The organism is Actinomadura mexicana (genome assembly GCF_900188105.1).
Lineage (GTDB): Bacteria > Actinomycetota > Actinomycetes > Streptosporangiales > Streptosporangiaceae > Spirillospora > Spirillospora mexicana.
The window spans coordinates 190076-205331 of the sequence record NZ_FZNP01000005.1; the positions used below are offsets into that span (position 1 = coordinate 190076).

Below are 15256 nucleotides of genomic sequence, written 5' to 3' on the forward strand. Positions count from 1 at the left end.
CTCGGCGCGCCGCTCGGCCGCGGCGCGGTCCCCCGCCGCGTCGTCCCCGGCGGCGCCGGTGCGGTCCCGGTCGGTCACGTGCCTTCCTTCAGCCAGACATATCCGGCAAAACGCCCGGTGCGCCCGTCGCGGCGGTAGGAGTAGAGGCCCGGGTCCTCGATCGTGCAGCGGCCGTCGGCGGTCACGCGGGTCACCCCCGCGGACGCGAGCTGCTCGGCGACGCCGGCGCGGATGTCGAGGCCCGGAGTGCCCTTGGACGTGGTGGCGTACGCGGCGGGGACGGTGGCGGCGACCTCGTCCCGCATCTCCGCGGGGACCTCGTAGCAGCGGCCGCACGCGGCCGGGCCGATGGCCGCGGCCATCCGGGCGGGGTCGGCGCCCCGCTCGCACATCGCCTTCACCAGGGCCGGGACGACGCCGGCGGCCGTGCCGGGGCGGCCGGAGTGGGCGGCGCCGACGACCCCGGCGGCCGGGTCGGCGAGCAGGACGGGCGCGCAGTCGGCGACGAGGACGGCGAGGGCGAGCCCGGGCACGGTCGTGACGACGGCGTCGACCGGGCCCGGCAGGTCGGTCGAGGAGGCGAACGCGACCTCGGCGCCGTGCACCTGCCGCATGAAGACGGTGCGCTCGGGGTCGGCGCCGAGCGCGGCGGCCGCGCGCCGCCGGTTGTCCAGGACGGCGGCCGGGTCGTCGCCGACCGCGCCGCCGAGGTTCAGGGAGTCGAAGGGGGGCCCGCTCACGCCGCCGGCGCGGCCGGTGAAGCCGGCGCCGACGCCGTCGCCCAGGGCGACGGCGGTGATCACTTCAGGAAGTCCGGGACGTCGAGGTCGTCGTCCTCGTCGAACACCACGGGACGGCGGCGCTGCCCGGCGGCGGGGCCGCCGTCGTTCTCCCCCGCGTGCACGCGGGGGGAGGGCTGCTCGGAGGGCGGGCGGGGCGCGGGGGCGCGCGAACCGCCGGACTCGCCGCCGCCGGACGCGCCGGCGTCCCGGTCGGCGGGCGGGCCCGGCTGCCCGGACGCCACCCCCTCGGACCGGGACTGCTCGCCGCGTCCGCCGGACCGGTCGTCCTGGGCCCGCGCGGGCGGCTGCGCCCGGTCGCCTTCCGGCCGCTGCTGCTGGGTCGGGACCGGCGGCGGCGCGGCGGCGGCCTGCGCCACCGACTGCTGCTGCGCGGTCGGCTGCGGGACCGGGGGCTCGGACCGCCCGACCCGGCTGGGGATCGGGTTGGCCGGCGCGGGCGGCGGGACGGGACGCGGGGGCGGGGGCAGCCGCTTGCTCTCCGGTTCAGGGAGCGGCTTGGCGGGACGTCCCTCGTCGAAACCCGCCGCGATCACCGTGACCCGGACCTCGTCGCCGAGCGCGTCGTCGATGACCGCGCCGAAGATGATGTTGGCGTCGGGGGCGGCCGCGTTGGACACCAGCTGCGCCGCCTCGTTGATCTCGAACAGCCCGAGATCGGAGCCGCCGGAGATGGACAGCAGCACGCCGTGCGCGCCGTCGATGCTGGCCTCCAGCAGCGGGCTGGAGATCGCCATCTCGGCGGCGGCGACCGAGCGGTCGTCGCCGCGCGCCGAGCCGATGCCCATCAGCGCCGAGCCGGCGCCGGACATCACGGACTTGACGTCGGCGAAGTCCAGGTTGATCAGGCCCGGGGTGGTGATCAGGTCGGTGATGCCCTGGACACCCGACAGCAGCACCTGGTCGGCGGCCTTGAAGGCGTCCAGCACGCTGACCTGCCGGTCGGAGATCGTCAGCAGCCGGTCGTTCGGGATGACGATGAGGGTGTCGACCTCGTCGCGCAGGGTCTCGATGCCGGCCTCGGCCTGCATCGCGCGGCGCTTGCCCTCGAAGCTGAACGGGCGGGTGACCACGCCGATCGTCAGGGCGCCGAGCGTGCGGGCGATGTTGGCGACCACGGGCGCGCCGCCGGTGCCGGTGCCGCCGCCTTCGCCGGCGGTGACGAACACCATGTCGGCGCCCTTGAGGACCTCCTCGATCTCCTCCCGGTGGTCCTCGGCGGCCTTGCGGCCGACGTCGGGGTTCGCCCCGGCGCCGAGGCCCCGGGTGAGCTCGCGGCCCACGTCCAGTTTCACGTCGGCGTCACTCATCAGCAGCGCCTGGGCGTCCGTGTTGATCGCGATGAACTCGACGCCCTTGAGTCCCTCTTCGATCATCCGGTTGACGGCGTTGACGCCGCCGCCGCCGATGCCGACGACCTTGATGACCGCGAGGTAGTTCTGCGGTGCTGCCACGACGAGGGGCCTTTCCGCTCTCTCCGACCGCCCTGCCCGATCTGCCGACCGTGCCGTCGCGGTGTTCCCGACCTGATATTCCGAACCGTGTTCTTCGAGCTGCGTGTTCGAGCTGGTGGTGAGGCTGTGTTCCGAACCCGCGTGCGGGTAAACCCTCACCCTCAACTTGAGGCTTACAGTTATGTCAACCTGAGGACTGATACGGACAGTAGGGCGGCCTTACCGCCAGGGTCAACTAACCTCCCCCGAACTCGACCGGCGTGTCGCGGGCCGCCCGCCTCCGCGGGTTCCCCGCCCGGTCGCCCGGGTGGCGTCATTTCGTCTTGAGGACCTCCGGCGAGCTGACGTCGACGGTCCGGACCGCGCGCCCTGCCGCCGTCCGCCGCACGGCGTCCAGCAACCTGACCTTCTCGTCCGCCCGTTCGGCGGCGCCCCACACCACCGTCTGACCGCCCGCCATGTAGAGGGTCACCGCCTCCGGGCCGCTCGCCTCCACCTCGGTGAGCTTGCCGCTGAGGCGTTCGGGCAGGGCGGACAGCACGGTGAGCGCCGCCAGGGTCGCCCGGTCGGACGGCCCGGGCGAGGCGACCGTGAGCAGGGGAAGCCCCGCCGGGCGGGACTCCTCGTCGGCGACGGTCACGCCGTGCCGGTCGAGCAGGTGGTAGCCGCCTCCGCCGCGGAACACCGCGACCGGCTCGCGCTCCCGGACGACGATGCGGACCGTCCCCGGCCAGCGCCGCTCGATCGCCGCCGACTCGACCTCGCGGAGCCGCTCGACGCGGTCGCGCACAGCGCCCGTCCTGAGCCGCACCATCGGCGTGCCGAGATCGATCCCGGCCGCGGCCACCACCTGGTCGGCGGACGCGAGGCGGGTGCCCGTCACCTCGACGTGCCGCACCACCAGCAGCCTCGACCCGAGCAGGACCCAGGACACCGCGCCGAGCGCGCCGACCACCAGGAGGGTGACGAACACCACCTTCCAGCGGTTCGCGCGGCCGCGCCCCTCCGGCTCCGCGGCCCCCGGCTCCGGATCGTGCTCCGGCTCCGGCGACGCGCGGCGGCCCGTCTGCGCCTCGGTCATGGCCCAAGCCTGACAGTGATCCCCGCGTCCGCGGCCGACCGCGCGGGCGGCGGCGTGTCACGCCCCGTCCCCCGGCAAGCCGTATGCCCCGACAAGCCCGATCGCCCTGACAAGCCCGGTCCCCCGACCGGCCCTAACTCCCCGACGGTCCCGGTGCCCCGGCGAGGCGCTCCAGGACGAGCGGGCCGAGTTGCGTCACGTCCCCGGCGCCGAGCGTGATGACGACGTCGCCGGGACGGGCGAGCGACGCCGCGAGACCGGGCACCTCGTCCCGCTCGGGCGCGTAGACGGTCTCGGTGCCGGCCGGGACGGCGTCGGCGACCAGCGCGCCCGTGACGCCGGGCTCGGGGTCCTCGCGGGCGCCGTAGACGTCCAGGACGACCGCGACGTCGGCGAGGCCGAGCGCGGCGCCGAACTCGGCGGCGAAGAACCGGGTGCGGCTGTACAGGTGCGGCTGGAAGACCGCGACGATGCGGCCCCGCCCGCCCGGGCCCGCGCCCTTCTCCCCCAGGTAGTCGCGCGTGGCGTCCAGGTCGGCGGTCAGCTCGGTCGGGTGGTGGGCGTAGCTGTCGAAGACTTCGACGCCGCCCGCCTCGCCCTTGCGCTCCAGCCGCCGCATCGCCCCGCCGAACGCGGCGAGGCCGTCGCGCACCGGCGCGTCGTCCAGGCCGAGGGACCGCGTGACCGCGACGACGGCGGCGGCGTTGAGCGCGTTGTGCCTGCCCGGCACGGCCAGCGCGAACTCCCCGTCGCCCTCGATCTCGAAGCGGGAGCCGAGGCCGCGCGGCGTGAAGCCGGTCACGCGCAGGTCGGCGCCCTCGGCCACCCCGTAGGTCAGCACGGTCAGACCGCGGGCCCGCGCCCGCTCGACCAGCTCCATCGCGACCGGGTCGTCGGCGCCGGCGACGAGGGTGCCGCCCGGCTCGATCCGGTCGACGAAGCGGGCGAAGTTCTCCTTGACCTTCTCGAAGCCGCCGTAGTTGTCGAGGTGGTCGGCCTCGACGTTGGTGACGACCGCGATGCTCGGGGCGTACATGAGGAACGAGCCGTCGCTCTCGTCGGCCTCCGCGACGAACACGTCGCCGGTGCCCTCGTCGGCGCCGAGCCCGGTGGTGACGAGCTGCCCGCCGATGCAGTAGGACGGGTCGGCGCCGGCGTGCTGGAGCGCCACCGTCAGCATCGAGGTGGTGGTGGTCTTGCCGTGCGTGCCGGCGACCGCGACGGCCCGGCGGCCCGTCATCAGCGAGGCGAGCGCGGCCGAGCGGTGCAGGACGCGCAGGCCGCGCGCGCGGGCGGCGACCAGCTCGGGGTTGGTGTCGCGGATCGCCGTGGACACCACGACGGTGTCGGCGTCGCCCACGTGCGCGGCGTCGTGCCCGACGAAGACCTTGGCGCCGAGGTCGCCGAGCTGGGCGAGCAGCTCGGAGTCGCGCGCGTCGCTGCCGGACACGGCGATGCCGCGCCGCAGCATGATGCGGGCGACGCCGGACATCCCGGCGCCGCCGATCGCGATGAAGTGGACCCGGCCGAGCTCGGCGGCCGGCACCACCTCCCCCGGGTCGACCAGGCTCATCGGGCGGCGCCCGCGGACCGGACCACTTCGTAGACCATCTGGGCGAGCGCGACGTCGGCGTCGCGGCGGCCCATCCGGCCGGCGGCCTCCGACATGTGCGCGACGCGGGCCGGGTCGGCCAGCACCGGCAGCAGGTGCCGGGCGATCCAGTCCGGCGACAGCTCGGCGTTGTCGACCAGCATGCCGCCGCCCGCCGCGACGATCGGCTCGGCGTTCAGCCGCTGCTCGCCGTTGCCGATCGGGAGCGGGACGTACACCGCCGGCAGCGCGACCGCGGCCAGCTCGGCGCAGGTCATCGCGCCCGCGCGGCACATCGCCATGTCGGCGGCGGCGTAGGCGAGGTCCATCCGGTCGCAGTAGGGGATCGTGACGTACTGCGGGCCGCCGGCCGCGGGCTCGGGCTCCTCGGTGTTCTTCGGCCCGACGATGTGCAGCACCTGGATGCCCGCCTGCCGGAAGTACGGCGCGGAGGCCACGGCGGCCTGGTTCAGCGAGCGGGCGCCCTGCGAGCCGCCGAAGATCAGCAGGGTGGGCAGGTCGGGGAGCAGCCCGAAGTAGGAGCGGGCCTTGTCGCCCATCGCGAGCCGGTCCAGCGTCGCGATCTCGCGGCGCAGCGGGATCCCGACGAACCGGGCGTTCGGCAGGGGCGAGTCGGCGTGCGAGACCGCGACGTGCTCGGTGAACCGGGCGCCGAGCTTGTTGGCCAGGCCGGGCTTGGGGTTGGCCTCGTGCACGATGATCGGCACCTTGCGCTTGCGCGCCGCGAGGTAGCCCGGGGTGGCGACGTAGCCGCCGAAGCCGACCAGGATGTCGGCCTGGGCCTGGTCGAGGACGGAGGCGGCCGCGTTGATCGCCCCGCGCAGCCGGCCGGGCACCGACAGCAGCTGCGGGGTGAGCGTGCGCGGCAGCGGCACCGGCGGGATCAGGGCGAGCTCGTAGCCCCGCTGCGGGACGAGACGGGTCTCCAGGCCCCGCTCGGTCCCGAGGCAGACGACCCCCGTGTTCGGGTCGTTGCGGCGCAGCGCGTCGGCGAGCGCCAGGGCGGGCTCGATGTGTCCGGCGGTGCCGCCGCCGGCCAGGACAACCCTCATGTCCGTTGACAACTCCTCAGCGTGGTTCGAAGGGGGGATTCAACGCCGTGCCAGACCCAGCCAGCTTAGAGCCCTCACGACCGGTCCGGGACCCCGTGCGGAGAGTGCCTGCCGCGCGCCGGGCTCGCGCTTGGCGAACGCGAGCAGCATGCCGAGCGCGAACAGGGTCGGGATGAGCGCCGAGCCCCCGTAGGAGACCAGCGGGAGGGGGATCCCCGTGATGGGCAGGACGCCGATGACCGCGCCGATGTTCACGATCGCCTGGACCACCAGCCAGGCCGTGGCCCCCGCGGCGGCGAGCCGGGTGAACGGGTCCTTCACGCGCCTGGCGATGCGCAGGCCCGCGTAGGTGAGCAGGCCGAACAGGCCGAGCACGACGAGCGTCCCGACGAGCCCGAACTCCTCCCCCACGATCGCGAAGATGAAGTCGGTCTCGGCGTGCGGCAGGTAGTCCCACTTGGCGCGGCCCTCGCCGAGGCCCGTCCCGAACAGGCCGCCCGAGGCGACCGCGAACAGCCCCTGCGTGCCCTGGTAGTTGGTGGTGAGCTGGTTGCCGGACGGGTCGAGGAACCCGGTGAGGCGCTGCATCCGGTAGGGCTCGACGACGATCAGGATCGACACGAGCAGGCACACGAGCCCCGCGATGCCGACGAACAGCCGGCCCGGGGCGCCGACGACCCACAGCAGCGCCAGGAAGATCGTGAGGAGCACCAGCGTGGTCCCGAGGTCGCTGCCCAGCATCACCAGCAGGACGAGCACCCCGGCGCCCGGCATCAGCGGCACCAGCAGCGGCCGCCACTCGGTGAGCTGGCCGAGCCGGTCCTTGCGGGCCAGCAGGTCGGCGCCCCACAGCACGAGGGCGAGCTTGGCCAGTTCGGACGGCTGGATCTGCACCGGGCCGAGGTCGACCCAGCGGGTCGCGCCGCCCGCGCTGCGCCCGAGCCCGGGGACCAGCACCAGCGCCAGGGCGACCACCGACAGCAGCAGCAGCGGGTAGGCGAGCGCGCGGAACGTCTTCACCGGCAGCCGGGACGCCAGCCACATCCCGGGCAGCCCGATCGCGACCCACATGGCCTGCTTCTGGAACAGCGTGTACGCCGAGCCCGTCGCCTGGAGCTGCTTCACGCTGGAGGCCGACAGCACCATCGTCAGGCCGAGTGCGAGCAGCATCACCGAGCAGCCCAGCACCAGGTAGTAGGAGGTGAGGGGGCGGTCGAGCAGCCCGACGGCGGCGACCACCTGCTCCCGTGGCCCCGGACGCCGGGCGGCGCCGTCCTCCCCGGCCGCGGTGGTCATCGTTACCGGGCGTCCCGGGAGAGGCGCCCGACCGCCGCGATGAAGGCGTCCCCGCGGGCCGGGTAGTTGGCGAACATGTCGAAGGAGGCCCCGACGGGCGCGAGCAGCACGGTGTCGCCGGGCCGGGCGAGGCCGGCGGCGTGGGCGACGACGCGGTCCATGGCCCCAGTGTCGGTGTCGGGCACGTCCACCACGGGGACATCCGGGGCGTGTCGCGCGAGTGCCTCGGCGATCCGGTGCCGGTCCCGTCCCATCAGCACGGCGCCGCGCAGCCGCCCGGCGCACGAGCGCACCAGGTCGTCGACGTCCAGGCCCTTCAGGAGGCCGCCGGCGATCCACACGACGCTGTCGTAGGCGGCGAGGGACGCGGCGGCGGCGTGCGGTTGCGTCGCCTTGGAGTCGTTGACGTAGGCGACGCCCGCGATGTCGGCGACGTGCTGGATGCGGTGCGGGTCGGGGACGAACGCCCGCAGTCCCTCGCGGACGGCCTCGGGCGGCACGCCGAACGCGCGGGCCAGCCCGGCGGCGGCGAGCGCGTTGGCGACGTTGTGCGGCGCGAACGGCCGCACGTCGCCGAGCGCGGCCAGTTCGGCGGCCTGGCTCGCGGGGTCGTCGGTGAAGGCCCGGTCGACCAGCAGCTCCTCCACGACGCCGAGCTCCCCGGGGCGCGGCACCCGGAGGGTGAAGCCGATCCGCCGGGACACGCCCTCGGCGCGTTCGGCGAGCGCCGCGGAGGTGTCGTCGTCGGCGTTGTAGACGGCGACGCAGCCCGGGGCGAAGATCTTCGCCTTGGCGCCGACGTAGGCGTCCATCGAGCCGTGCCAGTCGAGGTGGTCGGGCGCGACGTTCAGCACCGCGGCCGCGTAGGGGGCGAGCGAGCGGGACCAGTGCAGCTGGTAGCTCGACAGCTCCACCGCCAGCACGTCGTAGGGCTCGCCGACGGCCTCCGCTATGGGCGTTCCGACGTTTCCGACGGCGAGGGCCTTGCGGCCGGCGGCGGTGAGCATGCAGGCCAGCATCCGCACGACGGTGGTCTTGCCGTCCGTCCCGGTGACCGCCAGCCAGGGCGCCGCGCCCTCGGGGCGGAGCCGCCACGCCAGCTCCACCTCACCGATGATCTCGATTCCGGCCGCGGCGGCCGCGGCGAGCAGCGGCGCGTCCGGCCGCCAGCCCGGCGAGGTCACGACGAGGCCGGTGCCCGCCGGGAGGGACTCGCCGTCGCCGAGCCGGACCGCGACCCCGCGGGCCTCCAGCTCGGCGGCGTGCCCGCGCTGCTCCCCGCCGTCGCGGGCGTCCACGATGGTGACGCGGGCGCCGCGCGCGGCCAGGACGCGGGCCGCGGCGCGGCCGGACACGCCGAGCCCGGCCACGCACACGCTCAGGCCGTCCCAGGAACGGCCCTCCCAGGGGCGCTCACTCACTTCTTCGGCATCCATTCCAGGTAGAACAGGCCGATGCCGATCGCCACGAAAAGGGCGGACATCAGCCAGAAGCGCACGACGATGGTGGTCTCCGCCCAGCCCGACAGCTCGAAGTGGTGCTGCAGCGGCGCCATCTTGAACACGCGTTTCCCGGTCATCTTGAACCCGCCGACCTGGATGATCACCGACAGCGTGATCATGACGATCAGCCCGCACAGGATGGCGAGCAGGAACTGGGTGCGGGTGAGGATCGCCAGGCCGACCAGCACGCCGCCGAGGGCCAGCGAGCCGGTGTCGCCCATGAAGATCTTCGCGGGCGGGGCGTTCCACCACAGGAACCCGAACACGCCGCCGAGCACGGCCGCGGCGACCACCGCGAGGTCGAGGGGGTCGCGGACGCTGTAGCAGTTGGGGGCGAGGGCGGCGGCGCAGCTGTTGCGCAGCTGCCAGTTGCCGATGATGACGTAGGCGGCCAGCACCATGCCGGCCGGGCCCGCCGCGAGACCGTCCAGCCCGTCGGTGAGGTTCACGCCGTTGGACATGGCCGCGATGAGCAGCAGGGCCCACACCACGAACAGGTACGGGCCGATCGAGGGGCCGAAGTCGCGCAGGAAGGACAGGTGGGGGTCGGCGGGGGTGACGTCGTAGCCGTTGGGGAAGTTCAGCGACCCGACCGCGAACACGACTCCGACGAGGATGATGCCGATCATCTTGGCGCCGCTGCGCAGGCCGAGGCTGCGCTGCTTGAAGACCTTGATGTAGTCGTCCACGAACCCGACGAGGCCGAGGCCCGTCATCAGGAACAGCACCAGGATCCCCGAGATGGTGGGGACCTCCCCGGTGAACAGGTGCGCGGCCGCGTAGCCGACGAGCGAGCCGACGATGAAGACCGTCCCGCCCATCGTGGGGGTGCCGCGCTTGTTCAGGTGGGCCTCGGGGCCCTCGTCGCGGATCATCTGGCCGTAGCCGAGCCGGTTGACGATGCGGATCCACACCGGCGTGCCGACCCCGACGAAGATCAGCGCGATCCCCGCGGCGATGATGATGTTGGTCATCGGCCGTCCTCCGCGAGGATCGCCTCGGCCACCCGTTCCAGGCCGGCCACGCGGGAGCCCTTCACCAGCACGACGTCCCGCGGCGCCAGCCGCTCCCTGAGCACGGTCACCGCCGCGCCGACGTCATCCACCTGTACGCACTCTCCCGTCCATGACGCCACCTGCCCGGCCCCTTCGGCCATCGCCGCCGCGTTCGCACCGACCACCACGAACCCGGCGATCCCACTGCGCGCGACATGCTGCCCGATCCTGGCATGTTCCGCCATGGACGAGTCACCTAGTTCGGCCATCTCGCCCAGCACCGCGTAGGCGCGCCGGCCGCGGGCCAGGTGGACGAGCACGTCGATCGCGGCGCGGGTCGAGTCGGGGTTGGCGTTGTAGGCGTCGTTCACCACGGTCACCCCGTCGGCCCGCTCGGTGACCTCCATCCGCCACCGGCTGACCGGCACGGCCGCCGAGAGCGCCTCGGCGATCGCCCCGGTCGCGAGCCCCGCCGCGCGCGCGGCGGCGGCCGCGGCCAGCGCGTTCGGGACGGCGTGCGAGCCGTGCAGGCGCAGCGCGACCGGCGCGGCGCCCTCCGGCGTGACCAGGGTGAAGCGCGCCCGGCCCTGCTCGTCGAGGGTCTCGTCCGCGGCGCGGACCGCGGCTCCCGGCGAGCGGCCGAACGTGACGACCTCGCCCTGCGTCCGGGACGCCATCGCGCTGACCAGCGGGTCGTCGGCGTTGAGGACGGCGGTGCCGCCCGGCGGGACCGCCTCCACCATCTCGCCCTTGGCCAGGGCGATGTTCTCCCGGCCGCCGAACTCCCCGACGTGCGCGGTGCCGACGTTCAGCACGACGCCGACGTCCGGGCGCGCGATCCCGGTCAGGTAGGCGATGTGGCCGATGCCGCGGGCTCCCATCTCCAGCACGAGGTGCCGGGTCGCGGCGTCGGCGCGCAGCACGGTGAGCGGCAGCCCGATCTCGTTGTTGAACGAGCCCGGGGGGTGGACCGTCGGGCCCGCGCCGCTCAGGACCTGCCCGATGAGGTCCTTGGTGGAGGTCTTGCCGGCCGAGCCGGTGACCGCGACGACCGTCACGTCCGGCAGCCGCTCCAGAACGGCCCTGGCGAGCCGTCCGAGCGCCTCCTGGACGTCGTCGACGACCACGCACGGCCCGTCCACCGGGTGCTGCGCGAGCACGCCCGCCGCCCCGGCCGCGAGGGCCCCGGCCGCGAAGGCGTGCCCGTCCACCCGCTCGCCCTTCAGCGCCGCGAACAGCGCCCCGGGCTCCACCGCACGGGAGTCGATCACCACGGGCCCGGTCACCACGGGGTCTTCCACCACGGGGTCGTCCACCACGGGGTCGTCCGTTACCGGGCCGTCCGCCACCGGGTCCGGCGGCCCGTGCCGGATCCCTCCCGTGATCTCCGCGATCGTCGACAGCGGAAGTGGGATCACGCCTGCGTCCCGTCCCCTCTTGTCCCTTGTCCATGGCGCCGGAGCGCGTCCGCACGGCGCCGGAGCGCGGCGCGCACGACCTCCCGGTCGTCGAACGGATGTACCTCGCCCGCCACGTTCTGGCCCTGCTCGTGCCCCTTGCCCGCGACGACGACGACGTCCCCGCGGCGGGCGCGGCCGACGGCCAGGTCGATCGCGGCGGCGCGGTCGGGCTCGACGACGATGTGCGCGCGCTCCGGCTGCGGCACCTTGAGCCCGCCCTCGACCATAGCGGCAAGGATGGCCAGTGGATCTTCCGACCTCGGGTTGTCGTTGGTGAGGTACGCCATGTCGGCCAGCCGCGCGGCGGCCTCGCCCATGAGCGGCCGCTTGCCGCGGTCGCGGTCGCCGCCGCAGCCGATCACCACCGCGAGGTCGCCCTCGGTGACGGGCCGCAGCGCGTTCAGGACGGCCTCGACCGCGCCCGGCTTGTGCGAGTAGTCGACGAGGGTCACGAAGTCCTGCCCCTCGTCGACCCGCTCCAGCCGCCCGGGGACGCCCGGCAGCGACGCCACCCCCCGGACCGCCGCCTGCAGCGGGATGCCCGCCTCCACCAGCGCGACGATCGCGGCCAGGGCGTTGGCGACGTTGAACGGCCCGGCGAGGCGGACCTCGCCGTCGGCCTCGATGCCGAGGGGCCCGACGACGCGGAACACGCTGCCGTCGGCGCCGACGCGCACGTCCTCGGCCCGCCAGTCGGCCGCCGGGTCCCCGGTCGGGGAGAACGTCGTCGCCGGCACCGTGGCGATCTCCAGCAGTTCGCGGCCGTAGTGGTCGTCGAGGTTGATCACGCCGACCCGCGAGTACTCGGGCGTGAACAGCCGCGCCTTCGCGAGGAAGTAGTCCTGCATGGTCGGGTGGTAGTCGAGGTGGTCCTGGGACAGGTTCGTGAACACCGCGACCTCGTAGCGGGCGCCGCCGACCCGGCCCTGCACGAGCGCGTGGCTGGACACCTCCATCGCGGCGGCGCCGACGCCGCGCTCGCGCATGATCGCCAGCAGCGCGTGCAGGTCGGTCGCCTCCGGCGTGGTGAGCGCGCTCGGCACCCGGTCGCCGCCCACCCGGATCTCGACGCCGCCGACCAGGCCGGTCTCGATCCCGGCGGCGCGCAGGCCCGCCTCCAGCAGGAACACCGTGGTGGTCTTGCCACTCGTGCCGGTCACGCCGATGAGGGTGATGTCGCGGCCGGGCTCGCCGTACACCCACGACGCCGCGTCGCCGAGCCGCGCCCGGACGTCCGTCGTCACCAGGACGGGAAGGCCGCTCGCCGCGGCCCGGTCGTATCCCTCGGCGTCGGTGAGGATCGCCACGGCGCCGGCCTCCGCCGCCTGGGCGGAGAACTGGGCGCCGTGCGCGCGGGCGCCGGGCAGCGCCGCGTAGATGTCGCCGGGCAGCACGGCGCGCGAGTCGTGAGTGATCCCCGTGGCGGACACCGCGTCCCATGCGCTCCGCCCGTCCTGCCCGTCCTGTCCGTTTCCGAGAAGCGCCGCGAGTCCGCTCAGCGGACGAGCCGGGTTGGTGGTGGGACGCATGGCGTTTCTTTCGTTGCGGACGGTACGGGACTGGTGGGACACGGGTGGCGGACTCACAGGCGAGGAGGGTACTCGCTGCGCTCAGTCGCGGGCGCGGATCTCGATGATCGGCGGTCTGCTCCCCGTCGGCGGGATCTTCTCGGACTGAAGCGCGAAGCTCATCACGTCCTTGAAGACCGGTGCCGCCGCATCGCCACCATAGTGGCTCCCGCGCTTCGGATCCTGCAGGACGACCTGCACCACTAGGCGCGGGTCGTCCGCGGGCGCGAAACCGGCGAACGAGGCGGTGTAGCCGCCGCCGTCGTAGCAGCCGCAGCGCGGGTTGACGATCTGGGCGGTGCCGGTCTTGCCCGCGACGCGGTACCCCTTGATCTGGGCCTTCGGGGCGGTGCCCTCCTTCGTCGTGACGCCCTCCAGCATGTCGCTGATCTGCCGGGCCGTCTTCGCGCTGATGACCTGTTCGCGCTCCGGCGCGGGCGCCGGGGTGAACCTGTCGTGCTCCCCGACGGTGCCCGCGACCAGGTTCGGCGCGACGCGGACGCCGCCGTTGGCGATCGTGGAGTACACGCTCGCCATCTGCACCGCGTTCACCGAGACCGTCTGCCCGAACGCGATCGGGAACCGGTCGGTGCCCGACCACTTGGCCGGCGGCTCCAGGAGGCCCGCCGTCTCCCCGGGCAGCGGCAGGCCGGTCCGCCGGCCGAACCCGAAGTCCCGCAGCGTCTGGTAGAGCCGCTGCTGGCCGATGCTCTCGCTGGCCATGATCGTGCCGACGTTGCTCGACTTGGCGAGCACGCCGGCGAACGTGAGCCGCTCGGGCGGGTGGGGGTGGGAGTCGTGGAACACCACGTCGTACTTCTTGATCTTGTCGGGGACGGTGTAGGGCGTCTGCGGGGTGACGCCGCCGTGCTCCATGACGGCCGCGGCGGTGACGACCTTGCCGGTGCTGCCCGGCTCGTAGGCGTGCTGTACCAGGGGGCTGCCCCAGCGGGACCGGTCGGAGTCGGCGTAGTCGTTCGGGTCGAACCCCGGGGCGGAGGCCATCGCGAGGAGCCGGCCGGTGCGCGGATCCATGACGATCACCGTGCCGCTCTTGGCCCTGCTCGCCCTGACCTGCTGCTCGATCGCCTGCTGCGCCTTGAACTGCAGGTCGCGCTGCAGCGTCAGGCGGACCCCGCGGCCGGGCACCGACGGGCGCTTCTGGTCCTCGCCCATGGGGATGTGCTGGCCCTCGGGGCTGATCTCGACCCGCTGCCAGCCCTCCTTGCCGGCGAGCACGCCGTTCAGCGAACTCTCCAGGCCGGCGGCCCCGCTCCCCGTGTCGTTCACGAAACCTATGACGCTCGCGGCCAGCGAGTCGTTGGGATATTCCCGGCGGTATTCCGGCAAAGTACCGATGCCGAGGAAGTTCCACGAGCTGACCAGCCGCGCCTGGTCGGGGCGGACCCCGTGCGCGAGGTACACGAACCGCGCCTGGGGCTTGCTGATCTGCCTGAGCAGCGTCGCGGGGTTCAGCCCGAGCGTCGGGGCCAGCGCGTTGACGATCGGCTGCCGCTTGTCCGCCTTGATGAGCGAGGGGTCCGCGAAGATCGCGCGGGCCTCCACCGTCATGGCGAGCGGGTTGCCCTGCGCGTCGGTGATGTCGCCGCGGACGGCGGGCAGCCTGAGCTCCCGCATCCGCTGCAGCATCGCCTGCTCGGTGTACTGCCCCGAGTCGATCGTCTGGAGCTGGACGAGCCGCCCGGCGAACAGCGACAGCACGAAGGCGACGACGAGCAGCCCGACGTTGAGCCGCTTGAGCGGGTCGCGCCGGTGGAAGGGGACCCGGGGCCGCGGGGGGCGGCCGGGCGGCGGACGCCGTCCCGAGCCGCCGCCGGAACGCGCGGCGCGGGGGGCGGAGCCGTCCGCCTTCGGCCGCGCGCCCTGGGCGTTGCGGGCCGTGCGGCCCTCCGCGGCCGTGCCCCTTGCGGGCGCCTTCTTCCGCGCGGAGCGCTTGGTGGTCGTCGCGGCTCCGCCTGTCCGCCCGCTCGGCTTCTCCTTGCGTGCGGTGCCCTTGCCCGGGGTCTCCTTACGCACTGTCTCTTTGCGCGGAGTCTCTTTGCGCGGAGTCTCCTTGCGCGGGGTGTCCTTGCGCGGGGTCTCCTTGCGGGGGGCGGGGACCATGCCGCTGCGCGCGGGACGGCGGGCGCCGCCGCCCGTCGTGCCCGACCGTCCCGCGCCGTCCGCCCGTCCCGCGGGCGGGCGCGGCGTGCTCCCCGTCTGACGCCCGGACGCGCGCGCCGCGCCCGGGCCGCTCTTGTCGTCCCGCCCGGCCGCGCCACGGGGGCCGCGCCCGTCCGAGCCGCGTCTCGGGCCGGGGGGCGGCCCGGCGGTACCGCGTCCCGGGCCCTTCGTCACCGTGCCACCCGCTCCCCGCCGTAGCCGCGCCCGCTCACGGTGCCCCGTGCCCGGTCTGCGCTCCCGTGCCGTGTCGCG

Annotated in this window: 11 protein-coding genes; all 11 read right to left on the minus strand. The window is 74.4% G+C overall.

The window, feature by feature from the left end:
* Nucleotides 1–74 precede the first annotated feature (74 nt).
* The 11 genes from pgeF to CHC11_RS14895 all read right to left on the minus strand — a co-directional run bounded on the left by pgeF (nucleotide 75) and on the right by CHC11_RS14895 (nucleotide 14944).
* Nucleotides 75–803, minus strand: coding sequence for a peptidoglycan editing factor PgeF (gene pgeF, locus CHC11_RS14845; RefSeq protein ID WP_089312296.1), 729 nt, complete (start codon nucleotides 801–803; stop codon nucleotides 75–77).
* Nucleotides 800–2254, minus strand: coding sequence for a cell division protein FtsZ (gene ftsZ, locus CHC11_RS14850; protein WP_089312297.1), 1455 nt, complete (start codon nucleotides 2252–2254; stop codon nucleotides 800–802). The genes pgeF and ftsZ overlap by 4 nt, the downstream gene beginning before the upstream one ends.
* Before the next feature lie 313 nt (nucleotides 2255–2567).
* Complete coding sequence (locus tag CHC11_RS14855) at nucleotides 2568–3335, minus strand: cell division protein FtsQ/DivIB (RefSeq protein WP_089312298.1); 768 nt, start codon at nucleotides 3333–3335, stop codon at nucleotides 2568–2570.
* A 133-nt stretch (nucleotides 3336–3468) separates the two neighbouring features.
* Nucleotides 3469–4908 carry a UDP-N-acetylmuramate--L-alanine ligase gene (gene murC / locus CHC11_RS14860; protein ID WP_089312299.1) on the minus strand — a complete coding sequence of 480 codons (1440 nt, stop codon included), beginning with the start codon at nucleotides 4906–4908 and terminating at the stop codon, nucleotides 3469–3471.
* Nucleotides 4905–5999: an undecaprenyldiphospho-muramoylpentapeptide beta-N-acetylglucosaminyltransferase gene (gene murG / locus CHC11_RS14865; RefSeq protein WP_089312300.1), complete on the minus strand. Its 1095-nt coding sequence runs from the start codon at nucleotides 5997–5999 to the stop codon at nucleotides 4905–4907. Before murG ends, murC begins: the two co-directional genes overlap by 4 nt.
* A gap of 39 nt (nucleotides 6000–6038) precedes the next feature.
* On the minus strand, nucleotides 6039–7295 hold the full coding sequence (gene ftsW / locus CHC11_RS14870; RefSeq protein WP_143227070.1) for a putative lipid II flippase FtsW: 1257 nt from the start codon (nucleotides 7293–7295) through the stop codon (nucleotides 6039–6041).
* Between the two features lie 2 nt (nucleotides 7296–7297).
* Complete coding sequence (gene murD / locus CHC11_RS14875; protein ID WP_245919226.1) at nucleotides 7298–8716, minus strand: UDP-N-acetylmuramoyl-L-alanine--D-glutamate ligase; 1419 nt, start codon at nucleotides 8714–8716, stop codon at nucleotides 7298–7300.
* Complete coding sequence (gene mraY, locus CHC11_RS14880; RefSeq protein ID WP_089312302.1) at nucleotides 8713–9771, minus strand: phospho-N-acetylmuramoyl-pentapeptide-transferase; 1059 nt, start codon at nucleotides 9769–9771, stop codon at nucleotides 8713–8715. The genes murD and mraY overlap by 4 nt, the downstream gene beginning before the upstream one ends.
* Nucleotides 9768–11210 carry a UDP-N-acetylmuramoyl-tripeptide--D-alanyl-D-alanine ligase gene (locus CHC11_RS14885; RefSeq protein ID WP_089312303.1) on the minus strand — a complete coding sequence of 481 codons (1443 nt, stop codon included), beginning with the start codon at nucleotides 11208–11210 and terminating at the stop codon, nucleotides 9768–9770. Before CHC11_RS14885 ends, mraY begins: the two co-directional genes overlap by 4 nt.
* Nucleotides 11207–12781 carry a UDP-N-acetylmuramoyl-L-alanyl-D-glutamate--2,6-diaminopimelate ligase gene (locus CHC11_RS14890; protein WP_089312304.1) on the minus strand — a complete coding sequence of 525 codons (1575 nt, stop codon included), beginning with the start codon at nucleotides 12779–12781 and terminating at the stop codon, nucleotides 11207–11209. Before CHC11_RS14890 ends, CHC11_RS14885 begins: the two co-directional genes overlap by 4 nt.
* Nucleotides 12782–12862: 81 nt before the next feature.
* Nucleotides 12863–14944: a penicillin-binding transpeptidase domain-containing protein gene (locus CHC11_RS14895; protein ID WP_179278866.1), complete on the minus strand. Its 2082-nt coding sequence runs from the start codon at nucleotides 14942–14944 to the stop codon at nucleotides 12863–12865.
* Between the last annotated feature and the right edge of the window lie 312 nt (nucleotides 14945–15256).

Excerpts from the sequence above, each read along its gene's own strand:
- CHC11_RS14855 (WP_089312298.1), bottom strand. The coding sequence starts at position 3,335 with ATGACCGAGGCGCAGACGGGCCGCCGCGCGTCGCCGGAGCCGGAGCAC.
- murC (WP_089312299.1), bottom strand. The coding sequence starts at position 4,908 with ATGAGCCTGGTCGACCCGGGGGAGGTGGTGCCGGCCGCCGAGCTCGGC.
- murG (WP_089312300.1), bottom strand. The coding sequence starts at position 5,999 with ATGAGGGTTGTCCTGGCCGGCGGCGGCACCGCCGGACACATCGAGCCC.
- ftsW (WP_143227070.1), bottom strand. The coding sequence starts at position 7,295 with ATGACCACCGCGGCCGGGGAGGACGGCGCCGCCCGGCGTCCGGGGCCA.
- mraY (WP_089312302.1), bottom strand. The coding sequence starts at position 9,771 with ATGACCAACATCATCATCGCCGCGGGGATCGCGCTGATCTTCGTCGGG.
- CHC11_RS14890 (WP_089312304.1), bottom strand. The coding sequence starts at position 12,781 with ATGCGTCCCACCACCAACCCGGCTCGTCCGCTGAGCGGACTCGCGGCG.
- CHC11_RS14895 (WP_179278866.1), bottom strand. The coding sequence starts at position 14,944 with ATGGTCCCCGCCCCCCGCAAGGAGACCCCGCGCAAGGACACCCCGCGC.